Raw genomic sequence first — 23,287 nt, forward strand, 5'->3', positions numbered from 1 at the left:
GCGCTCGCGGTTATCACTTAAATAGTTTCGATCAATTGTTCGCTGGTGCGACGCACTACTGCGTCTTCGCGGATCAGGTCGGCGGCTTTAACCCCAATCATGATGGACGGCGCGTTGGTATTGCCCGAGGTGATAAACGGCATGATCGAAGCGTCAACAACCCGCAGGCGCTCAATTCCACGCACGCGCAGACGCTCATCCACCACCGCCATCGCATCGTTGCCCATCTTGCAGGTGCCGCCCTGGTGGTGGGCAGAGTTTCCGTTTTCGACCAGGTAGTTGTAGATATCCTCATCCGTACGCACGTGAGCGCCCGGCATTTCCTCGGCGACGATGCGCGACTTGATGGGTTCGCTGCTCATGATTTTACGTATCCATCGGATGCCACTGATCACCGCATTGATGTCGTAATCACTGCTCAAGAAATTTGGCGTGTAATCGGCCGGATCCGACGGATTCGTCGAGCGCAGCTTCACAGTCCCGGTGGTGCTGGGACGCAACTGGTAGACCGAGACCCCGAGCCCAGGATGTTTTTCAACATCGACCGTGCCATCGGGAAAATATTGAAAGGTCATCGGCCGGAAACTGATCTGCAGGTCCGCGTAATCTTCCTCCGGCCTGCTTTTAACAAACGCCGCGACCTGCGAAGAGCCCAGCGCCAGATAACCTTTGTGTGTCATCAGGTAGCGAAAGCCCTCCCAATATTTACGCAGGCCGACCAGGTTGGCGTTATAGGAACTGTCTGGCGTGGCACGAAACCCGGTGTGAATATAGAAGTGGTCCTGCAGGTTTTGCCCGACGCCCGGCGAATCCAGGACAACAGGAATGGCGTGTTTTTCCAGCTCGTCCCTCGGCCCTACACCCGACAGCATCAGCATCTGCGGCGTTTTCAAAGAGCCGGCTGACAGGATGATTTCACGCGCGGCATAAATCCGTTCCAACCGGCCGTTCCTCAGGATCTCGACACCGACGGCAGTGCGTCCCTCGAATAAAACACGCTGCAACTCGCAACCGGTTCGAACTGTCAGGTTGGGCCGCTCGATCACCGGCTCGACAAATGCACGGTAGGTCGACATCCGCTGGCCATCCTGGATGTTGTGCTGCATGAAACCTACGCCATCGTGCACCGCGCCATTCATGTCCTCAGTCATCGGGATACCGATGCGATTGGCAGCGTCTATAAAGTCATAACTGCTTTTTTCTTTAACGACGGGATCACTGATCCACAGAGGGCCGGTCGAACCACGGTACTCATCGCAACCACGCTCGAAATGCTCCATCTTTTTGAAATAAGGCAGCACATCGTCATAGCCCCAACCTGGGTTGCCCAGATCACGCCAGCCATCAAAATCTTTCTGATGCCCGCGAATGAACACCATACCGTTGATGGAGCTGGACCCGCCCAGCAACTTGCCTCGCGGCCAATACATCTGGCGCCCCTGAAGCTTGTCCATTGGCGCGGTACGGAAGTTCCAGTTCAACGTCTTATGAAAATAGAGTTTTCCCATCCCCGCCGGGGTGTTGACCCAAAAACGATCGGCACCAGGGCCCGCTTCAAGGAGCAACACCGTGTTTTTGGGATCATCGGACAAGCCGCGCGCGACCGGGCAGCCCGAAGACCCCGCACCCACGACAATGTAATCAAAAATCTGCATTGGCCGACCTCCTCATTTCCTCAACCTTCAGCTTCGATACAGAGGGAGGTGCGCCCAGGAAAATGAAGTCGTCAGCGAAGCAATGCGCCTTTAACTCTTGCATAGTCTGCCGGTCCTTTTTTTATTGTTAGATGAAGAGCACGAGAAGACGCCCCGAATAGGCGGGGCATAACCGCTTACTACTCAATCCCAAGGTTTGTTCGGCTGCTGGCGGCGTTACAAGTTATTTTGGGATGGGGCGCTACCTCAAGCTCGAAAACCCTACAACCCAATACGCAGAAAGGGCCGTTGATCAAATCTCAATCATCTCGAAGTCCTGCTTTGTCGCCGAACATTCGGGGCAAATCCAATCCTCTGGAACATCTTCCCAGCGAGTCCCGGCAGGTATGCCCTCCTCCGGTATGCCCACCTCCTCCTCGTACATGAAGCCGCACAAAATGCACTGCCAAACTTTGAATTGAACCTCGTCCAAGGCTTCTATTGACGTTTCACTGCTCATGATTTTCTTCCGTTTCGTTCTACGTGTTAGCCCCTTAGCTGACCATCGCAAGCGTCTTTAAACCCTCAATGGGCCAGCTAGAGGAGGCGTTGTTTTCATTAACCCGCGAGCGCTATTCAACTCTCACACACCAGGCCATCGAGACCGTGATGTTCAAATAACTGATTTCAATTCTCTCAAGGAGAGTCCTTCGTTTGCCGCTTTAGCCAGCAGCGGGCTAGGGACCCAACGTCTTCCGTACTGCTCATGCCATTCCTGCACTTGCACATAAATGTCCTTGGCTCCCAACGTGTCGGCCCAATACAGCAGCCCGCCGCGGTGACGCGGGAAGCCAAACCCGTATAGCCACATGACATCAATGTCACTGGCCCGATATGCCTTCCCTTCATCCAGGATCTTGCAGGCTTCATTAATCGAGGCGAACAGCAGACGCTTGAGAATTTCGCTGTCGGTAAAGGTGCGCTGAACCGTGCCAAGCTCTGTGGCGACGGTCGCAATGATCTGCATAACGTCTTCGTCGTGATGGGGTGTGCGGTCACCCTCTTCGTAGCGATACCAGCCAGCCCCATTTTTCTGGCCTTTGCGTCCCATTTCGACCATCCGATCCGGAACATGGAGCTTTCTATACTGTGGGTCTGCCGCCGCCCGACGCTGGCGCGTGTCATAGCTGACATCCAGACCAGATAAATCGCTGACCGCAAACGGCCCCATCGGGTAACCAAACTCGACCATGACCCGATCGATCTGCTCTGGGCGCGCGCCTTCCTCAAGCAACAGCATCATTTCCGTGACCAGCGGCGCGCGGCTGCGATTTGCCGCGAAGCCGTCGCATGTTCCGGATACCGCACACACTTTTTTTAGATCACGACCCATCTTCATGGCCCGAACCACTGTTTCTATCGAGGTTTGATCACCCTTGACGATTTCGCACAGTTTCATAGCGTTTGCCGGAGCGAAGAAATGTGCGCCAGCGACATAATGCGGTCGACTTGTCATGTCGGCCATGACGTTGATATCAATGGCGGACGAGTTCGTCAGCAACAACGCCCCAGGCTTCATCACAGCATCAAGTTTTGTGAACACATCTTTCTTCAGATCTATCCGTTCAAACACCGCTTCAACGACGACATCACAGTCGCCGAGCGCCTCGTAGTCAGCGATAGGTTGAACGAACCGAAGGCACGCCTCCATCTCTTGTGCGGTCATGCGTCCGCGCTTGACCTTTATCGCGTAGATATCACGGATGCGCTGCAAACCTCGCTCCAGCGCTTCGGCACTCGCCTCAAGCAGCTTGACTGGAATACCTGCGTCAGCGAAGCAGATTGCAATACCCGCGCCCATCGTTCCCGCCCCGATCACCGCAGCAGACTTGACGCCAAGAGGCTTAAAATCGGAAGGCGCGTCCGGCACCTTGGCGGCCTCTCGCTCGGCAAAAAATGCGTAACGCAGTGCCTTGGCGACATCGGAACCTTCCAGCTCCGAAAACAGCTGTTTCTCAACGGCCAGCGCTTCGTCAAATGGCAAGCTGAAGGCCGCTTCAATACAGTCAATGGCGTAGAGCGGGGCTTTATTGTGCTTGGACTTTTTAACTGCCACGCGGCGTGCCGCTAGCAACACTTCCACAGTCTTCGCATCCATCGGCTCAGGGACTAAATCACGTACGCGTTGCGGCTGAACGTGAGCCACGGACTTCGCATAGCGTACGGCGGCATCACGCAGGTCTTTGTGCTCGGTACCGGAAACAATCTCGGAAATAAGACCGATACTTAAGGCTTCCGCGGCCTGGACGTGGCGGCTAGAGATAATCAAATCGGTTGCTACAGCCGCCCCAACGAGCCTCGGCAAGCGTTGTGTTCCGCCGCCTCCAGGAATCAGTCCGATGGCCACCTCGGGCAATCCGAGCTTTGCTGTCGCCAATGCAATCCGATAATGACAAGCCAGGGCATGCTCAAGCCCCCCGCCGAGCGCATACCCGTGAATGGCAGCGATGGTTGGCTTGGCACTGGCGTCGAGTGCGGCGGCACTCATACTGGTTGTCACAGTTCTGGCCTTGCCAAATTGTCGAATATCAGCGCCTGCAATGAAATTTTGACCTGCCCCGATCAAGACGATCACCGCTACATCAGCGTCGGCATTCGCGCGGGTGACGCTATCAATAATGCCCTCCCTCATTGCGGGAGTCAGCGCATTGACGGGTGGGCTATTGACCGTGATTACGGCAACTACGCCATCGACTTCATAACTGACCATCTGGCTTTCGCTCATCTCATCTTCCTGTTTCAAAAAAAAATAAGGCCAGCTCCTTTCGCAATCACTCGCCTCCACTATGCAGGCTGGTTTGGCCCGGTAATTTCAGTGCAACGCAATCCAGCGCTCCAAACCACGTCAAATCGATGGTAGCATGAGTTCTGATAATCAGTACAGATTTCACTCACCGGAACCGTAACACAGACAACTTTCATCTCCGGCGTCGGACCGACACCCTGGATGAAAGCAATAAAAATGGCATTCAGGCTTCACTTTCGTGCACTGAGGAGACCCGAAATATGACAATAAAAGGCAGCGCATATATCGTCGGCGCGTACGAACACCCCCTACGCAAAGCCCCCCACCACTCGGTTGCTCAACTCCATGCGGAGGTGGCAAAAGGGGCGATTGAGGACGCGGGGTTAAGCAAAGACGATATCGACGGCTATTTTTGCGCGGGCGACGCACCCGGTGGCAACGTATGGTCGATGGCCAACTACCTGAACCTGGACAAATTAAGGCACGTGGACTCCACCGATATGGGGGGGTGTTCTTATCTTGCTCATATCGCACATGCCGCAGAAGCGATCGCGGCCGGTCGATGCAATGTGGCGCTGATTACCCTTGCCGGACGCCCTAACTCGGAGGGAATCTCCGGGGTACAAGCGCGAGTGCGAGGCGTCAATCTGCCTGACTCACCTTTCGAGATGCCATACAACCCCGTCACGCTGAACCTCTACGCCATGTGCGCAATGCGCCATATGTACGAATACGGCACGACCAGTGAACAACTGGCGTGGGTCAAAGTCGCCGCTTCGCACCATGCGCAGCACAACCCACTGGCGATGCTGCGAAACGTTGTATCTGTGGAAGACGTGCTAGCGTCGCCCATGATTTCCGACCCCTTGCGACGCCTCGACTCCTGCGTCGTGAGTGACGGCGGCGGTGCCGTCATCGTGGCCCGCCCTGAGATCGCCAAAGCCCTTAACAGACCCAGAGTGCGCATTCTCGGTTGTGGCGAGTCCACTAAACACCAGATGGGCGGACGTATTGACCTCAGCTACACCGGCGCGGCATGGACCGGCCCGCGCGCTTTCGAAGAAGCTGGTTTGTCGCCGTCCGACATCCAGTACGCCTCGATTTATGACAGCTTCACCATCACCGTCATTCTGCAACTTGAAGATCTAGGCTTTTGCAAAAAAGGCGAAGGCGGCAAGTTTGTGGCGGATGGCAACCTTATTTCGGGGATCGGCAAGTTGCCGTTCAATACTGATGGAGGGGGCCTGTGCAACAACCATCCCGCCAATCGTGGCGGGATCACCAAAATTATCGAAGCTGTACGCCAGCTCCGTGGCGAAGCTCATCCCAAGGTGCAAGTCCCCAACTGTTCCCTGGCACTTGCGACCGGCATCGGCGGCGCAATAGGTCATCGGCATGGGGCCGCCACCGTCATCATGGAAAGGGAGTGAAAACATGGCTACCCCCTACACCGAACGAAAAATCAGCGACCCTCTCTTGAACCCGGGCGATGAGCCCTACTTCGAGGCAGCCGCGCAGGGCCGCCTGCTCCTGAAGACGTGCAACGCTTGCCATCAACCGCATCATTATCCACGCGCGTTATGCCCGTTTTGCTGGAGCACTGACGTCGAATGGATAGCGGCGTCCGGAACCGGAGCGATTTATACCTTCAGCATCACACGCCGTGGCGCCGCATCACCGTACTGCATCGCCTACGTGCGTCTTGACGAGGGACTGATGATGCTCACGAATATTGTCGACGTTGACCTGGACAGCATTGGCATCGAACAGCGAGTCAAGGTCGTGTTTAAAAACACTGAAAGCGGCATGTCCGTTCCTATGTTTACGATTGACCATTCGGAGAATTGAATGAGCAGCCGCGCCGTACTTTATAGCGCCGTCGATGATGTCATCACGCGCTACGCCATTGACGTGGACACCGCAACACTTCAGAAGATGGAGAGCATCACGGTTGCCTCGAAGGTCCAATACGCATGGCCGCATCCGTCAGGCGACTATCTGTATGTTTCAACCAGCGACGGTGGGCCCAGGATTGAGTCCAATCATAACCACGTCAGCGCCTATTCGCTCGGGCCCGACGGACAACTCACTGCTCACGGGCAAGCTGTACGCCTTGCCTACCGAGCGGTTCATCTGTGTGTCGACCCCTTAGGGCGATTTATCATCAATGCACATAATTTCAAGCGTGGCGCATTGACGGTGCACCGCCTCAACGCAGACTTCACGATCGGCGCATGCCAGGCGCAGGATCCAGAGAGTCACTTCGGAACCTACCCACACCAGGTCATGTTTTACCCATCGGGACAGCGCGTCCTGGTGGTCGACCGCGGGAACAAAGCCGTGGAAGATAAACCTGAGGATCCCGGCGCGCTCCGCTCGTTTCGCGTCACCGCAGAATCGCTCCAGCCGATCGATGTGGTGGCGCCGAATCATGGCCATGATTTCGGTCCTCGCCATGTCGATTTTCACCCGACTCAACCGTGGCTCTATGCATCCGACGAACGAACCAACCGCCTGTACATGTTCCGATACGCCGGCGGTCAGATCGAGTCCACGCCGGCCTTCACGCGAGAGACGCTCAAGGCCCCTCAACATGCGCACTCACGCCAACTCGCCGGCGCGATCCATATCCATCCAAACGGGCGTTTTGTCTACGTGGCAAATCGCGCAGACGCAACGCACGACCACCAGGGGCAAAACGTATTCTCGGGAGGCGAGAACAACATTGCCGTCTACGCGATTGACGCCGACACCGGAGAGCCGACGCTCATTCAGCACGCGGATACGCACTCCTTTCATGTCCGAACATTTGCCTGCGATCCGAGCGGGCGACTGCTAGTCACCGCCAGTATCAAGGCGCTGTCTGAGTGCGACAACGAACTGACAATCACTGAAACGCCTGCGGCGCTGTCGATCTTCCGGATAGGTGATAACGGGCATCTGGAGTACGCACGAAGGGTTGATGTTGAGACGCAAGGACGTCAACTTCAGTACTGGATGGGTATTGTCGGGCGGCGCTGAAAAGGACGTACGGCAGGCCTTAGGCGCTCCCCCTCGCGACTTACAGCGGGGGGAGCTGAAGATCAAATACGATTGAGCAGCCGACCGCCATCGACAGCCAAGGCAATCCCTGTAATAAAGTTGGCTTCATCGGACGCGAGAAACAACGCCGCATTCGCAACATCCCAGGCGGTACCCTGGCGACCGAGCGGCACTTTGGCATTGCGCTCTGCACTGACTTGCTCGCGCGATTGGTTCCAGGCCTGAATACGCGCCTCTACGGCCATTGGCGTGGAGATCAACCCCGGCAAAATACAGTTTGCCCTGATCCCGAAAGGCGCATTTTGGAGCGCCAGCTGCTCTGTAAAAGCGATTACGCCGGCCTTTGTAGCCTTATACGTCACGTAGGGATACTTACCCAACGCCGCCGCGGATGAAACGTTGACGATCACCCCGCCGCCTTGTTCACGCATGATTGCTACCGCGTGTTTACAAGCAAAGACCGTACCCCGCAAGTTGATACGACAAATGTTATCGAACTGCTCTTCGGTAATGTCCATCAAGTCGGCGTCGCCACCGGCAAGGCTGACGCCCACATTGTTGTGCAGGATATCCAGTGAACCCCAACGGCCTTTCGCCATCTGCATGGCAAGGGCCAATTCGTGCTCCCGGGTCACATCTGCGGAAAAAGCAGCGGCGGATCCACCCTCCTGGATGATCATTGCCGCGGTTTCCTCGGCGGAGTCCATTTGCCGATCAACCGCCAGGACGTGCGCGCCCTCACGCGCAAAGCGGATAGCCGCAGCTCGACCGTTGCCCATGCCCTCTCCGGGGCTTTGTCCCGCACCAATAACAACAGCGACCTTTCCGGCAAGCCGCCCGATCGGCGTATGCCCCTGAGTCTGATCTAGTGAGTTTGCCATTGCCGTCCTCTCGTATCCGGATGTAAGAGCTTGAATAAACCAATGATTCCAGAGCGTAGCCAGGTACTGTTTTTGGGCGGCAAGACGACCAATGCTTTCGCCGCCGCAACTAATACGCCCGCCTCTCAGCGCTATCGTCAGCTGAGACGTCGAAATTGATATTACCATATGTTCTTATTATCGATACCAGTTCCGATGAGTAAAACCTTCATGCCGCATGCTTTCACAGGAAAGGGAGCACCGAGCGACCGCAAAAACTCAACACTATCAGCCATCTGAGAGCGTGACGGGCAACTGGTGGGGCCTGGCTTTACCCAATAGCTATAGTGCCGCGACATGATTGATATACAAATCGTGGTCATGCTGCTGGGGCAGTGCTATGCTCAGTTCTATCTACCAGTATTGGTTTCACCTAATGAAACCATAGATTCTCCACAAAAATAATAGGAGGGGAGATGATCTCAAAGGCCACCCTACTGATCGGCGGTGACTGCGGGCCCACGCACGGACCGAAAGACGGCTTCCCAGTCGAAGGGTATACGGAGCTCGTCCTGCCAACACTCGCTGCGGCTGATATGCGCTTTATCAACTGCATGCGTACCTACTCGGACCGCACGGTCCGCGCAGACCATGCCCCTCAGGTGGGGCAGCCGGTGGAAATGGCGGCTATTTTCACCAATGGCTTGTTCGACGCGGTAACCCTGGCAAACAATCACAGCTACGACAGCGGTCCCGACGCCCTTGTAGACACCCGAGACTTTTTTGTCTCTCGCGGCATCCAGGTGACGGGGGCCGGTCGAGATCTGGAAGAAGCGCGTCGCCCTGCCATCATTGAACACGATGGGGTCAAGGTCGGTTACTTAGGGTACACCTCGCTCGGTCCTGCCGGCAGTGAGGCTGGGCCGCAAAAGCCCGGCGTGACCGCTGTCAAGGTGAAAACCTGCTATGAAACACGAGGTCCACACCAACCGGTCCGCATTCGCACGGAGCCTGAACCCAGCGACCTGGCAAATCTGGTTGCGGACATTGAAAAACTGAAACGTGAAGTGGACGTCGTCATTCTGGCGTTTCACTCGGGCGTCATCCGCCTGCCACGTGTGATCTCCGATTACCAGGTGACCGTTGCACATGCCGCCATCGATGCAGGCGCTGATATGGTGGTGTGCCACGCACCGCACATTCCTAAAGCGATCGAAATGTATAAGGGCAAAGCCATCTTTTACAGTCTCGGCGTCTTTGCAATGACTAAGTCATTCCCGGCCCCCTCGTGGAAAGAACCCGCCTGGTCCCACGGGGCGGTTCGCAACCATGCCGACCTGGACCCTGAATACCCTTTTATGCCTTACGGAAAGGCATGCACCTTGAGCCTGTTGGCCAAAGCCGTCGCGACCAAAGACGGCATACAAAAGGTTTCATTTCTGCCAATGGTCATGGACTCAAAGTATCGGCCTGAAGTGCTCAATCACGACGATCCGCGCTTCCACGAAGTACTTTCCTATATGGAATGGGCCTCCGAAGACATGCCGCATCGGTTTAGCGTGGAAGGCAATGAAATCATCGTGTCGGAGTAGATCATGGATCTAAATATCAACGGAAAAGTGGCCGTCATTACCGCTGCCAGTGCGGGCCTGGGCAAGAACATTGCACACGCACTGGCGGCCGAGGGCGCTCATGTCGTGCTGTTTGCACGCTCGGCAGACAAACTGACCGCCCTCGCCCAGGAAATAACTGCAACGCATGGCGTGCGTGCGATCGCCGTTGCCGGAGACATGCGCCTCGCCGCCGACGTAAAGCGCCTCGCCGAGACAGTAAACACCACATTCAACGGCGCCGACATTCTGGTCCTGAACACGGGACGCGCCCCCAACCCTTTGCGCGCGACCCTCGAAGAAAACGAAGAGGAGCGCTGGCATGAGGCCTATCAGAATCAGCTGTGGGGCACCATTCAGGTGGCCAAGGAAATGGTTCCACAGATGCTTGAAAAGCAGTGGGGGCGCGTCATCGCAATCACCTCTGCGTCCGTAAAACAGCCAATGCCTCACCACAGTCTTTCGACCGTTTTCCGCGCGGGCGTTACCGCCTATATGAAACATCTCGCGAACGAGGTGGGCGCTTACGGCATAACGGTCAATTGCGTGGCACCAGCACTGATCGATACATCGCACCGCACCGGCACCGCTGCGTACACCCCCGAGCAAGCAGCCGCCCGCCGCAAGCTCACGCCACTGGGCCGCATGGGTGAGCAGGACGAGGTCTGTGGTGTGGTCGCATTTCTCGCTTCCAGACAAGCAGGATTTATCACCGGTTCGACCATCAGCGTTGACGGGGGCATGATCGGGTCACTGTTTTAAAGCTGATGCAGTACGTTTTGATAGCCGCAACCAACATCGACTATCAGAATTAAGATCTCACAATAAAAACAAACAGAATCTGCACCCTTCTACCGATGCGTCGCATCCATTGGATGAAGGGTCATAGCAAAGGCGACAGGACATGAAAATCGGATACATCGGACTCGGCGCGCTTGGCAGTCAACTCGCTCGGCGGTTTGCGCCTCATTCATTATGCGTGTGGGACATCAATACAGCCGCGGTCGAAGCGTTCAAGCAATGGGGCGCCGACGTCGCGCCGACAGCGGCCGAGCTGGCGCGCCGGTGTGACATCATCTTTCTGTGCCTGCCGCGCAGCTCGGATGTAAGGTCCGCGCTGTTTGGCCCGAATGGGCTGGCGGCAGAACTGGCACCTGGAACGCTGATCATCGATCAAACAAGCGGCATTCCGGACGAGACCCGGCGAATGGCCGATGAGCTGGCCGAGCGCGGCATCGCGATGATCGACGCCGCGGTATCCGCAAGCCCTCTAGTCGTTGCTGATGGCAAAGCCACCCTGATGGTGTCTGGTTCAGATGCTGCCTACGAGCGCGCCTTACCCATTTTGCAAACTATTACGCCGACCATCTATCGCTGCGGCGACAGAGTCGGTGACGGGCAGGCCATGAAGATGGTCAACAACGCCATGAATGCCGGCTGCCGTCTCGGGACACTGGAAGTCGTCGCAATGGGTAAAAAAGCGGGCCTGTCGCTACCCTTCATGGCGGATGTTTTGAACCGCAACGAAGCGCAAAATCAAACCACAGACAAGATGCTCCCTGCGCTTGCGCAGGGAAAACCGTCAACCAATTTTGCACTGACACTGATGCTTAAAGACGTCGATCAAGCGGTCGGGCTGGGCATCTCTAAAGATGTTCCTATGCCACTGACTGCAATAGTCAGGGCCTTGCTGCAAATCGGCACGAACACACTAGGGCCAACCGCGCAGTTGGAAGATATGGTCGGACTGATCGAAACCATGGCCGGGACAACGTTATACGAAGGCGATGCCGTCGCAGCGGACAAGGACTCTCACTCTTCAGAGCCCACGAAAAATGACGCCATCAGGCTGGTTACCGGCGCGATCGCATCGCTGTGCAGCGCGATCACTTATGAATGCACTGCGGCAGGCCTGCGGTATGGTCTGACGCTTGAGGACATGGCACTGATCCTTAAAAAGACATCGGGTTGGAGCGCATCCTCCCGCATTCTCTACGCACAACTGCTATCCGATTTCGCTCAGGACAAGATGACCTTAGTGGCCGAAACAGCCACCCTGAAAGCGGCCTGTTTACTCGGCAACAACCTGGGGGCTCCTATGTTGATCGCCAATGCGGCCCGAAATCTCTTCGAACAAGCGGGCAATCAAATCAGCGAAAGGATCAGCGTCAACGATTTGAGCACGTTCTATGGCTCGATTTCCGCGGTTCGATTGAAGCCTTCCGTCGTCAGCGATAGACATTGATCAAAAAAACCACGGATAGAGCAACACCGAGAAGAACTGGCGATTCTCGACAGTCTTGACAGGGCGCACCGATGTCGGCGCCCCTGGGGTGCGTCCCGCTTTCTCTACATGCCAGGTGAGCCGATGGGCATCTATGCAAGCGCCCCCAACGATGACGATTGCCCAGGAAGATATTTTCGGGCCCGTTCTGCCAATCATTCCCAGCCCAACACCTTGAATGACGTCGCCGAAAACCTCCAAGGTCCCGTTCGGTCATGATTTATTGCCGAGACAGGTTCGACAAGCCTCTCTCGCTATTAACAAATAGTGAACGCGTATTGTTTTTACGCGCCTGCAATACGCGGCCTCCTAACATAACCTTGGCTATCGGAATACGTAATTGGGGTAGACGATTGAGTCAAGAGTCACACTTGGCTTGCGTAATGATTGCATCCGAAGACAAGCACTATTGAATAGCACCACGAACATCTCTTAACGGCCTGATGGCGAAGCAACCCTGTTTCATCCTGCAGTCATGATGCATCAGCGTGCAAACGCATCAACTAATAAAAACCATCCTGTCACAGGAGAAGACGCATGACGAACACGAAGAAGACCAGTCCTCGGCGAACACTTGCCGTTGGCGCTATCGGAAACTTCGGTGAAATCTATGATTTCGCCGTATTTGGGTTTTCGATACCTATCCTATCAGTCCACTTTTTTCCCGGTTCCGATCGAACTGCGGCGCTTCTGAGTACGTTCGCAGTCTATGCCGTGGCCTTTGTCGCACGCCCTCTGGGCGGGTTGATGTTTGGCTATTTGGCGGATCGCCTGGGTCGTGTCAGAGTCATGGCGATGACCGTTTGGCTCATGGCCCTGGGCACCGCGATCATCGGGCTGCTTCCCACCTATGCGACCATCGGGATCGCCGCGCCGCTGCTACTGCTGCTTTGTCGAATTGCGCAAGGCTTAGCGCTGGGTGGCGAAACGACCGGCTCGACCAGCTACATTGTCGAGTCCGCACCGCAGAACCGCAGAGGGTACTGGCTCGGCTTCACGCTGATCTTCTCTCACTTGCCTAATGCCGTTGTCGCCGGGTTGGTAATCGCCCTGCAACTGGGTGCAGGAGAGCAAGCGTATTCAGATTGGATGTGGCGCATTCCCTTCCTGCTCGGTGGCGTTATTGGCTTGGTAGGGTTCTGGCTACGACGCAGCATCGATGAGCCCGAAGAATACAAACAAGCACGCCAGGCCAGCAAAGCCAGCAAAACCCGGAAGAACCCGCTGATGGCGGCTATCAAATGCGGCGGTTTGAGGGGCATGTTGCACGTTTTCATGGTCCAGCCGGCATTCTCCGTGGGTGCCTACTTGTTACTCGGGTTCATGTACACCTTTCTCGTCCAGGTTGGAAAACTTGACTCGACGTCAGCGCTGGTCTCGAACGCGATCGCGGTAATCGTGCTGTCCGCGCTACTCCCATTAGGCGGTTTGTTGAGTGATCGGTATGGCCGTAAGCGCGTGCTCTCCGTCGGAGCAGTGTGGATAGCACTGTCGGCATATCCCGCTATGCACATGGCGGCTTCGGGCACCTTCGCCGGCGCGGTTTCCGGGCAGATACTCCTTGCTATCGGGCTGGGGATTTATGGCGCCCCCAGCTTCGTCGCTGCCGCGGAGTTCTTCCCTACTTCGTTTCGGGCGACCGGACATGCCATTTCCTATCAGACAAGCGTCGCGATGTTTGGCGGAACGTGCCCATTGATCGCCGCGTACCTGTCTCAAACTTTTGACTCCCCACTCGCACCGGCATTTTATGTCACGGCAATTGCCATCATCTGCCTTATCACCACACAGTTTGTTCCTGAGACCCGCGACGTAAATCTTCGGACCTCAGTAGCTAACAATGCGGCTGAACCGTCGCAAAACCTGCAGGCACGGCAGCAGGAGCTTCCAACACAACGCGCGTAGAAGCCTGATTTCATTGGTTGCTTTGCGCGTAAGCGGGCTGAAATAGCCCGCTTCGTTGGTTCAGCCACTTGCAGTATCGGCGTTTCTGAATCAGCGGCTCAACTCATGTGCAACGCACGTTATCGCTAGGACCTGGCCATTTGCGCGCCATCCATGTTTATGGGTTTCTCAATGAAAATAAAAAATAAACTTGTACTTGCGTTCGTATTGGTCGCCTTTATTCCGGTAAGCCTGGTTGCAGTGATTTCGGTGATGAACACACGAACCCTGGCAGTCGATCAGTTTATTGATGGTAGTACCCGAGAAATACGCCAGATCGACGGCAATATTCGACAGTTTTTCGACGCAAGCCAGCAGAATGTCGACCAGATGGCGACCGATCCTGCTTATACATCGATTGAAAGCCTGAAGGACTACCAGACCGCCGACGCAGCCAGCCGACCGCTGCCCGCGGCGGCGCAGCAATTGATTGAACGGTTCGAGCGTTTTGGCACGTCGCACCCCTCAGCAGCGGTTCTTTCCATTGGCTTGGAAGATGGCACCTACGCCAAATGGCCAGATGATCCGAAATTGGCCAACTATGACCCTCGCTCGCGACCTTGGTACAAGACCGCAATGGCCAACCCGGGCAAAACCGTGCGAACGCCGGCGTTTTACCCGGCTTACGACTACGGTAAAGAAGATGCGGCGCTGGTGGGGACTGCCAGGGCAATAGTCGATAGTGCAGGCATAGCCAAAGGCGTGTTGGCCGTGAATGTGTCACTGAGGAACCTCACAGAGCTGGTAAAGAGCATCAAGCTGGGCGAAAGCGGCTACGTGATGTTGATCGAAGATGGCACCGTCCTGGTTGATCCGCGCGACGCTGAACACAGTTTCAAGCCACTGAAGGACCTGGGCGCACCCTACGCGCAGTTGGCCGCCACACCACAGGGCTCTACAGAGGTCGAAATCAAAGGAATTCGATACATGGCCAACGTCTGGTCGTCACCAGGCCTGGGCTGGCGTTACATCGGACTTATCGAGCACAGCGAGGTTATGAGCGCGGCCACCCGCATGACTTACCTTACGGCGATCATCGTAGCGGTCCTGACCACTGTCTTTGCGCTGATCGCGATAGCGTTCTCCAAAGCCATCGTCAAACCGATCAGCCAGGTCAGCACCGGTCTGCAGTCGATTGCCGAGGGCGAAGGCGATCTGCGCCGTGAACTTGAGTTCCAGGGCAACGACGAAACCGCGGAACTGGCAGGTTGGTTCAACAGGTTTCTCGCCGCCATACGTCAGTTGATCCAACACATCGGCGCCGCGTCGAGCAATCTGCAGAATGCCTCAAAGGTCAACAGCGAGGTGGCCTTCAACATGAACGAGGCTGCCGGGCGGCAGCGTGAAGCCGTGGAGTTGGTGTCAACCGCGTTCAACGAGATGGTCGCCACTGCCAATGAGGTGGCCCGTTCATGCAGCGGCGCGGCAGAATCCGCCGAGAACGGGCACCGCCGTGTGGCAGAGGGCAAACAACAGGTCGAAGTGACCACGGACAATGTTAACCGCCTCGGTCGCCGTCTGACCGAGTCCTCCCAGGCAATGGCTGAACTGGAAGCCGGCAGCCGCAGTATCAACCAGATCCTTGGCACCATCCGGGCCATTGCCGAGCAAACCAACCTACTGGCGTTGAATGCGGCCATTGAAGCCGCCAGGGCCGGCGATCAAGGCCGAGGATTCGCGGTGGTGGCCGATGAAGTCAGGGCCTTGGCCAAGCGCACGTCAGACTCCACCGGCGAAATCGAACAACTGCTCGGGACACTTGGCAGCAAGACCCAGGAAGTCACGCAAAAAATGGGGAGCTGCCTGGAACTGTCGCGGGCCAGCGTGTCTTCCATCGAGAGCACACGGGACAGCTTTGAAGGCATCCAATTGTCAGTCAATGAAATCCGCGATCAGAATTTGCAGATCTCCGCGGCGGCTGAGCAGCAGCACAGCGTCGCCGAAGAGATCAATCGGCATATTCAACAGATCTATGACGAGGCAAGGCTGGTCGAAAGCCTGGCTAATTCCGCCCAAGGTGATTCAAGCAAACTATCGAAGCTGTCGGATGAACTGAACGGGCTGGTAGGACGCTTTAAATCCTGATGCCGGAAGGCATCAATCGGACGTAGGCGTCGGCAACGCGACCTGCCCACCGAATTGGCGCGATATGACTTCAGCACCTTTCACCGCCAACTCGATAAATTCTTTCTCGTTCATGTTCATTCGAACGGTCGGCGCGCCCACCGACAAACAGTAGTGCACCTCTTCATTGACGTCCTTGATGGGAACTGAGATTGCCGAAATGCCTAACAGTCGCTCACCATGGGAAACCGCAAAGCCCTGCTCTCTGATCCGGGCCAATTCTTCAAGCACGGCCGCACTCGTGCGTTTCGTCGCTTTGGCGACGTTCTTGACCAGAGGTGTGAGTTCGGCTTTTGGCATGTACGCCATGAGTACCTTTGATGCCGACCCCACCAGCAACGGAATCTGTTCACCCGATTGGACCACGGCGCGCAACGGTGCCGAACTGGTCGTGACCGAATCAAGACACACCCGGTTGCGATCACTCACCGCGTGGATAGAGACCGTTTCTTCCGTCTGCTCCGCGAGCTCCTGTAAAACGGGGCGGGCGATCTCACGTATTCCCAGCGTGCTCTTGACCAGACCGGCCAGGCGTGTGAACCGGAAGGACAGGCAATACTGCTGCTCGAGGCGTACCAGGTAGCCAGCCTTTTCAAGACTCTGAACAATACGAAACGTTGTCGACTTCGGCAGCTCAATACGATCAGCGATGTCTTGAAGTGTAAGGCTGCTGCGGTCTGAGCTGAAGCTCTCGAAAACGGCCAAGATACGTTGCACTGAGCGCATCATTGTTGAAAGATCCCATCAAAATCATTAATCGTAACGATCCTCCTCGATCCGAAATACTATTCGATTACGATTAAACGAGAATCAGTCTTATAAACCGATAGTAGCATAGCGCAGTTTCACTCGCCAAATTCCGTTTCACCCAGCGGATTCAAGTCTTAGATTTTCCAATGAATAAACGTAGTGCTTGAACAGGCAGTGGCCCACTAGTAAACGTGTTCTATTTAGTCAGGCACGGTCACCAACTGCGCACCTACCCAGCGTTTATCGGAAACCAGCGAGCGTACGACGTCGGCCAATACCACCCGCGCTGCCAGGCCTGCTGGAGACAGTTCGTCATCCGAAAAACTTGCGACTTGATTTAACCGAGTGAAGTTGAACTCTGAGATGGGTACCGTAGCAAAACGATTTTTGTCGTGCCTGGCAAGTGCTGCGCTAGGTTGTACCGTCATGCCCATCCCCGCCCCCACAGCATCCATAAGAATTGCGAGCCCGTCGATCTCCGCGACTACATTCATAACGCAGTTTTCTCTTTCGAATGCGTTATTGATCAACGCCCTTAGCCCGTGCGTATTGCCCGGTAAAATAAGAGGAACATTGGAGAGTTCACGGATTGAAAGTGTTTCACTTTCTCGAACCAGGGGAAAGTCGGCCGCCGAGATCGCGAAGAGGCACTCGTTGACCAGTGGCTGGGTGCTGAATCGTTTTCCGTGCGCGGCACCAAACAATATCGCCAGGTCAATCTGCCTTGCACTCAACATCCGCTCAAGATTGCCTGATAGCGCCTCGACAATGCACAGGGAGATGTCCGGATAGCGCTCTCGCATCGCCTCCATAAACGGCAATGCAACCACGCCAGAGGTAGTCGGCGCCAACCCCACGGTGACATGTCCTGCAAACCGCCCTGTCCGCGCTGCATTGGCCGCATCTTCAGCGTTACGCAGCACTAATTGCGCTCGATGCCAGAACGCGAGCCCTGCACTGGTTGGCTGTACGCCACTTTTTTTTCGTTGTAGCAGCCGGACGGACAATTCGTTCTCGAGCCGGCTGATTTGTTGACTGAGGGCCGAGGTGACAACATCGAGCTCGAGCGCTGCTCGCCCCATGCTCCCACACTCAACTACCCGGACAAAGTAGCGTAGCTGACGCAGTTCCACGGACACCTCCACTATCACCACTATGCCTGGGCCGGTCGGCCCAGGCCCAACACACCCTATTTCCCGATAAAACGCGGCTTCCTTTTTTCCTTATAGGCCTTTATCGCCTCTTTGTAGTCATCGGTCGACTGCACCACGGCCATTTGCGCGGATACCGACTCCAGGCTTGTCCGAAAATCGGTGCGCAGCGATTGGTACAAAAGCCGTTTGATGGTGCGTTGTTGAATAGGAGGACCATCGGCCAACCGTGCGGCAAAATCCAGCGTCTCGTGCATAAGTTCGTCATCGCTGAATACCCGGTTGACGATACCCAATGTCAGCGCCTCCTCGGCACTGACGAAATCACCGGTCCATAGCAACTCCAGCGCCTTTGCGGTACCCACAATACGCGGCAGCAAATAACACCCGCCGTTTCCAGGAATAAGACCCACTCGAATGTAAGCTTCAGCAAACCGAGCTGACTGCGCTGCAAACCGTAAATCGCACATCAGCGAAAGATCCATCCCGGCACCGACCGCTGCGCCGTTGACCGCGGCAATTAATGGCTTTTCGAAGTTCTCGATCGCCAGCGCCACTTGGTGCGTGACTTTTTGCAGTCGATCTTTACGTTCGAGCGGAGTAGGGTCACCCTCCCCGCTTTCGGGGCCACGACGGCCAAGGTCTCCTCCAGAACAGAATGCATCGGCGGCGCCGGTGATGACAAAACAGCCGATGTCATCGTCTTCATTGGCAGACTGCAACGCAGTGCGAAGCGACTCCAGCATGCTCTCGCTTAATGCATTCTTCTTCTCAGGCCGGTTCAACCGGGCGATCATCACGCGGCCCACAGTGCTGACTTCAAGATCAGGCATCACATCTCCTCCGTTCGATACGGGCTCAAATTCAGTTGCAACTCAGCGAGCCCGCTTATCGGTCAAGTATTCAGAAAATTCAGCGTCGCGCGCTCTGCGCCTAGCTCTCGGTGCGAGCTAACTCGCGGTGCCGAGCATGCTCATCTCGCGCCTGCGACAACGCCGCCTTCAGCGAGCGATTGATCCACTGCTTGTTTTCGGCAAATGTGCGCGGATTTTTTGCCCCGAGCGCCTCTCCCACTTCCACCGCCTTCACGATGAGATGGTCTCGAGGGGCGACTGCGCAAAAAAGCCCCCTCGCCTGAGCCTCATCAGCCCTCATAGCCCTGCCGCTCTGAATCAAGTCCAGTGCCAACGCGCGCCCGCCGATCACCTCTAGAATATTTGCACCGGAGAACGTTGCGATACCCAGATCGATTTCGGGCAGCGACAGCTTCGCGGTATCAACCGCAACGCAGGCATCTGCCAAGAGTGCGAGCATCGCACCGCCCCCCGACGCAGTCCCGTTGAGTACGGCCACGACAGGCTTCGGACAATCCATCACAGCGTCTTGCAAGGCCGCCAACGCCTGGGACCTTCGCTGCCGCTGGCGTGCCATATCACCATCCGCTGGTTGCTCTCGGATGTCGACGCCCGCACAAAACACGCGCTCACCAGAACCGCTCAGCATCACCGCGGACACCTGGGCATCATCAGCAGCGGCATGTATGGCAGCAGTCATGCGCTCCATCATATCGACCGTCATCGCGTTCGCCTTGGCCGCACGATTCAGCGTGACCCACAGTAGCGACGCGAGTCGCTCAATCGTTAACTCATTCGATAATTCACTCACCGACATTATCCTCCTACCGGCTTATTTTTATTGTTTATCGCGGCACCCACCACCGGGTTCTACTGGGCCGGTTTGTGTCCCGACACGAACATGTCTGCGAAGAATTCACTCTCAGGAAGGTTGCGTGACGCCACGAAATCATCCTTTGCCGACTGCACAACGATGGGCGCACCACAGGCATAGACCTGGTGTTCGGAAAGGTCCTCAAAATCCTCCATGACGGCACGATGTACGAACCCGACCCGACCCACCCATTGGTCGTCAGGGTGCGCTTCTGACAGGACCGGTATGAAGGTAATCGCATGTGCTTGCGCCCATGCCTCGGCAGCGGAACTCAGATAAAGATCTGAAGCCCTGCGCCCCCCCCAATACAGCGTCATTTTACGCCCCGATGCTTTCTTCAATTCCTGTTCGATCATGGCCTTGATCGGTGCGAACCCGGTGCCACTGGCGACGAAAACCATCGGTTTGACGCTGTTTTCACGCACAAAAAAAGTACCCAAAGGCCCTTCAAGTCGCACCAGGTCGTTTTCTTTCATCACATTAAAAACATGCTGGCTGAACGGGCCACCGTAATTTCTGAGATGCAACTCCAACACGTTTTCATCGGGCACGTTTGCCAACGATAAGCTGCGACGAATGCCACCCGGGACTACCACGTTGATGTATTGCCCTGGCAAAAATCTGAATGACTCTTTGGCGGGCAATCGCAGGCGGATTCTCATCACATCGTCAGCCAAGCGTTCAAGCTGGTCGACGCGTGAAACGAGCTTTCGAATGGGGATGTCCTGCGTGGCCTCAACCACATCGCAGACAATCGTTAGCGCAGTCAAGGCCTTTGCTTTGCAAAGGAGCGCGTACCCCCGCTGCCGATCCTCGTTGGAAAGTACGGCCATGCTGGATTCAGCATGGTCGACCACCCCGTCAAGTACCTGCGCCCTGCAGGTACCGCAGATGCCGTTTTGGCAGCTATAGGGTAGTTGGCAGCCACTTTTAAGGGCGGCGGCAAGTATCGTATCGTCGTGCTGAACCTCAAACGTTCGACCAATAGGCTGAACGCTTACAGCGTGAGTCAACTGGGTGGCCAGGCTGTCATTCATAATGATTCACCGCTTTACCAAATTTCTGGTGCATTGCTCTGTCGCCTCAAGCGTGGGAGTGAGGGGTGATCTTCGGAACGATCAAGGCGTCCGCAGCAACCACACCACGGGGCAATACAAACATTGGGTTGATGTCGATTTCAGCGACTGTGTCGCGCTGTTCCCAGGAGAACTGCGACAACGCAACCAATGCGTGGGCAACCGCATCAACGTCGAGGGGAAGCGCACCCCGAACACCCCGCATAATCACAGTGCATTGCAATTCATCCAGCATTTCCAACGCAGTTGCCAGACCAAACGGCGCGATTCGACACGCAGAGTCCTTCAGTACCTCGGCATAAATCCCACCCGCGCCGACCACAACCACTGGACCGAATGCCGGATCATTTACTACGCCGGCAATCAGCTCGAACCCACCTGACACCATTTCCGAAACGAGAACACCTTCAATATGGGCTGCAGGGGCGTATTGCTGCGCGTTGGCCAAGACTTCGCCAATCGCTGACTCCAACTCCTCGGCCGTATGAATGCCGACCTTTACACCACCGATTTCAGTTTTATGCGCGATGTCCGGGGACACGATCTTGACGACAAGGGGAGGTTTGACCTTGTTAAACAGCGTCGCGTCAAAGCCATCCACGATCAGGTCAGTGGTGACTGGTATCCCTATAGCACGCATCACTGCTTTGGACTCGACCTCGGACAATGACGCCCGAACGTCAACAGGACTGTTAAGTTGTGCAGGCGCTTGCTCAACGTCACTCACCTCGCTTGCTTCCCTGCCCTGGAGGCTCAACTGCGTGCGTTTGAACCGCATTAGCATGGCAATGGCTTTGGCTGCCCGCGAAGGTGAAGGCAGCACGGGGATAGCCGCATCTGCGAATACGCGTAATGCGTCTGCAACCTGGACCTTGGGGGCCGAAGAGAAAATCAGGATCGGCTTCGTCGCCGACGCGGCTATGGGGGCCAACACCTGGGCCGCTGCTAGGCTGCCAGCGGCGCCAGTGGTTGCCAGGTTAATGCAAAGCGAACCGACGGCAGGGTCGTCGAGGGTTGCCCGCACGGCCGCTTCCAGTTTCTGCGCATTGGCTGCCGAGAAATACCCGGCGGTAAGGTCAATCGGATTGTGGACAGCCCCAATATTGGGAACGACTTCAAGAAGCTTCTGTTGCGTATCTTCACCGAGTTCGCACAAGGTCAGGCCTTCAGGCTCACCGGCATCTGCGAACACAATCGCGGACCCACCCGATACGCCCATCACCGCAACGCCACCGTTGGCGGGGTATTTCTTGCCTTCCAATGCCTTGAGAAAATCCACCGCCTCATGGATTTCTCTGATCTCGACAATCCCCGTCTGCTTAAACAGCGCACGGTAGAAATCGTAGACGCCTGTCATGCTGGCGGTGTGCGATGCGGCCGCCAACGCGCCCTGCTCGGTGACCCCGCCCTTCCATAGAAGGATAGGCTTACCGCGCGCCGTCGCCTTGCGACCGACTTCCAACAGCGCACGGCCGTCGTCGGTACCTTCGATGTAGGCGACGATGGTGTGTGTTTCGTCATCATCGAGCAATGCCTCAATGAGCTGCACCGTATTCACATCACTCTCGTTGCCCGTTGCGATGACATGCCGGAAACCAATCCCGGCCTCGGCGCACGCGAGGGCGATGCTGTAGCCAAATCCTCCACTTTGCGTCACCAGTGATACCGAACCCTTTTCGAGTTTCGGTTCACGCGTAATGCTGCCAAATGCGGCATAGACGCGGGAGTGGATATTGGCGAAGCCGAGACAATTGGGCCCGATTATCCGCATGCCCGCCGCTCGGGCAATCGCGAGCATCTTTTCCTCGCGAAGCACGCCTTCCGGACCGCTTTCGCGAAAGCCTCCGCTAAGGACCACGGCGAATGGCACCTTCTTCAGGGCGCTCGATTCAAGCACCGCCAATACGCCCTGCGCCGGAACGCCGACCACTACCAGGTCGACGTCACCGTCGATCTGCTCAACCGACCCATAGCACTTCAACCCTTCGAAGGTTTCGTACTTGGGGTTCACCGGATAAATCGTGCCGCTGTAGCCGTTGCTCATCAGGGCTCTCACCGCCTGAGAGCCGGGACGCCCTGCATCCTCCGACACGCCTACAACCGCAATCGAACGTGGTTCAAGCAAATATTTGAAGTTTTTCATATCGGTACTGAAACCCTTGATCGGTATCGAAAATCGAGAGACGAGGTAAAGAGATGCAGTTCACTTTCTTCTGCTCTCTCCAAAGTAGAGCTGCCACGCCGTACTGTCGTCCGCACCACACCGAAAGTCAATTAT

18 protein-coding genes are annotated in these 23,287 nt (G+C 56.1%); 8 read left to right on the top strand and 10 right to left on the bottom strand.

The features are described from left to right. Positions 1 to 17: 17 nt before the first annotated feature. The 3 genes from AB1462_RS13960 to AB1462_RS13970 all read right to left on the bottom strand — a co-directional run bounded on the left by AB1462_RS13960 (position 18) and on the right by AB1462_RS13970 (position 4,419). A complete protein-coding gene (locus AB1462_RS13960; protein WP_367246917.1) occupies positions 18 to 1,655 on the bottom strand; it encodes a GMC family oxidoreductase in 1,638 nt (545 codons plus the stop codon). Positions 1,656 to 1,947: 292 nt separating this feature from the next. Then, a complete protein-coding gene (locus AB1462_RS13965) occupies positions 1,948 to 2,127 on the bottom strand; it encodes a rubredoxin (protein ID WP_367247112.1) in 180 nt (59 codons plus the stop codon). A gap of 180 nt (positions 2,128 to 2,307) precedes the next feature. Beyond that, on the bottom strand, positions 2,308 to 4,419 hold the full coding sequence (locus AB1462_RS13970) for a 3-hydroxyacyl-CoA dehydrogenase NAD-binding domain-containing protein (protein ID WP_367246919.1): 2,112 nt from the start codon (positions 4,417 to 4,419) through the stop codon (positions 2,308 to 2,310). A gap of 281 nt (positions 4,420 to 4,700) precedes the next feature. Between AB1462_RS13970 and AB1462_RS13975 the strand changes: the two genes are divergently transcribed. Genes AB1462_RS13975 through AB1462_RS13985 form a run of 3 tightly spaced genes read left to right on the top strand, consistent with a single transcriptional unit; the run spans position 4,701 to position 7,461 of the window. Continuing rightward, positions 4,701 to 5,870, top strand: a complete 1,170-nt coding sequence (locus tag AB1462_RS13975) for a thiolase domain-containing protein (RefSeq protein ID WP_367246921.1) — start codon at positions 4,701 to 4,703, stop codon at positions 5,868 to 5,870. Positions 5,871 to 5,874: 4 nt separating this feature from the next. Further along, positions 5,875 to 6,288, top strand: coding sequence for a Zn-ribbon domain-containing OB-fold protein (locus tag AB1462_RS13980; RefSeq protein ID WP_367246922.1), 414 nt, complete (start codon positions 5,875 to 5,877; stop codon positions 6,286 to 6,288). Then, positions 6,289 to 7,461 carry a lactonase family protein gene (locus AB1462_RS13985; RefSeq protein ID WP_367246924.1) on the top strand — a complete coding sequence of 391 codons (1,173 nt, stop codon included), beginning with the start codon at positions 6,289 to 6,291 and terminating at the stop codon, positions 7,459 to 7,461. A gap of 62 nt (positions 7,462 to 7,523) precedes the next feature. Here AB1462_RS13985 and AB1462_RS13990 read toward each other — a convergent pair whose 3' ends face one another. Continuing rightward, positions 7,524 to 8,363 carry an SDR family NAD(P)-dependent oxidoreductase gene (locus AB1462_RS13990; protein ID WP_367246926.1) on the bottom strand — a complete coding sequence of 280 codons (840 nt, stop codon included), beginning with the start codon at positions 8,361 to 8,363 and terminating at the stop codon, positions 7,524 to 7,526. A 455-nt stretch (positions 8,364 to 8,818) separates the two neighbouring features. Between AB1462_RS13990 and AB1462_RS13995 the strand changes: the two genes are divergently transcribed. From AB1462_RS13995 to AB1462_RS14015, 5 genes are all read left to right on the top strand, one after another. Next, positions 8,819 to 9,934 (top strand): CapA family protein, encoded by a 1,116-nt coding sequence (locus AB1462_RS13995; RefSeq protein WP_367246928.1) that lies wholly within the window; start codon positions 8,819 to 8,821, stop codon positions 9,932 to 9,934. 3 nt (positions 9,935 to 9,937) lie between these two features. Next, positions 9,938 to 10,714, top strand: a complete 777-nt coding sequence (locus AB1462_RS14000; protein ID WP_367246929.1) for an SDR family oxidoreductase — start codon at positions 9,938 to 9,940, stop codon at positions 10,712 to 10,714. A gap of 142 nt (positions 10,715 to 10,856) precedes the next feature. After that, positions 10,857 to 12,197: an NAD(P)-dependent oxidoreductase gene (locus AB1462_RS14005; RefSeq protein WP_367246930.1), complete on the top strand. Its 1,341-nt coding sequence runs from the start codon at positions 10,857 to 10,859 to the stop codon at positions 12,195 to 12,197. A gap of 576 nt (positions 12,198 to 12,773) precedes the next feature. Continuing rightward, complete coding sequence (locus AB1462_RS14010) at positions 12,774 to 14,141, top strand: MFS transporter (RefSeq protein ID WP_367246932.1); 1,368 nt, start codon at positions 12,774 to 12,776, stop codon at positions 14,139 to 14,141. 171 nt (positions 14,142 to 14,312) lie between these two features. Next, the gene (locus AB1462_RS14015) at positions 14,313 to 16,265 is read left to right on the top strand and encodes a methyl-accepting chemotaxis protein (protein ID WP_367246933.1); all 1,953 of its coding nucleotides are present in this window, start codon (positions 14,313 to 14,315) and stop codon (positions 16,263 to 16,265) included. 12 nt (positions 16,266 to 16,277) lie between these two features. Here the strand turns inward: AB1462_RS14015 and AB1462_RS14020 are convergent, their stop codons facing one another. The 6 genes from AB1462_RS14020 to AB1462_RS14045 all read right to left on the bottom strand — a co-directional run bounded on the left by AB1462_RS14020 (position 16,278) and on the right by AB1462_RS14045 (position 23,152). Continuing rightward, positions 16,278 to 17,030, bottom strand: coding sequence for an IclR family transcriptional regulator (locus AB1462_RS14020; protein WP_367247113.1), 753 nt, complete (start codon positions 17,028 to 17,030; stop codon positions 16,278 to 16,280). A 224-nt stretch (positions 17,031 to 17,254) separates the two neighbouring features. Next, positions 17,255 to 18,187 (bottom strand): LysR family transcriptional regulator, encoded by a 933-nt coding sequence (locus tag AB1462_RS14025; protein ID WP_367246934.1) that lies wholly within the window; start codon positions 18,185 to 18,187, stop codon positions 17,255 to 17,257. A 56-nt stretch (positions 18,188 to 18,243) separates the two neighbouring features. Beyond that, the gene (locus AB1462_RS14030) at positions 18,244 to 19,038 is read right to left on the bottom strand and encodes an enoyl-CoA hydratase/isomerase family protein (RefSeq protein WP_367246936.1); all 795 of its coding nucleotides are present in this window, start codon (positions 19,036 to 19,038) and stop codon (positions 18,244 to 18,246) included. Positions 19,039 to 19,138: 100 nt separating this feature from the next. After that, positions 19,139 to 19,870: an enoyl-CoA hydratase/isomerase family protein gene (locus AB1462_RS14035; protein ID WP_367246938.1), complete on the bottom strand. Its 732-nt coding sequence runs from the start codon at positions 19,868 to 19,870 to the stop codon at positions 19,139 to 19,141. A 59-nt stretch (positions 19,871 to 19,929) separates the two neighbouring features. After that, positions 19,930 to 20,970, bottom strand: coding sequence for a CDP-6-deoxy-delta-3,4-glucoseen reductase (locus tag AB1462_RS14040; protein WP_367246940.1), 1,041 nt, complete (start codon positions 20,968 to 20,970; stop codon positions 19,930 to 19,932). 46 nt (positions 20,971 to 21,016) lie between these two features. Next, positions 21,017 to 23,152, bottom strand: coding sequence for an acetate--CoA ligase family protein (locus tag AB1462_RS14045; RefSeq protein WP_367246941.1), 2,136 nt, complete (start codon positions 23,150 to 23,152; stop codon positions 21,017 to 21,019). Positions 23,153 to 23,287 lie beyond the last annotated feature (135 nt).

This window comes from Pseudomonas sp. SB113, from assembly GCF_040754745.1.
Taxonomy (GTDB): domain Bacteria; phylum Pseudomonadota; class Gammaproteobacteria; order Pseudomonadales; family Pseudomonadaceae; genus Aquipseudomonas; species Aquipseudomonas grimontii.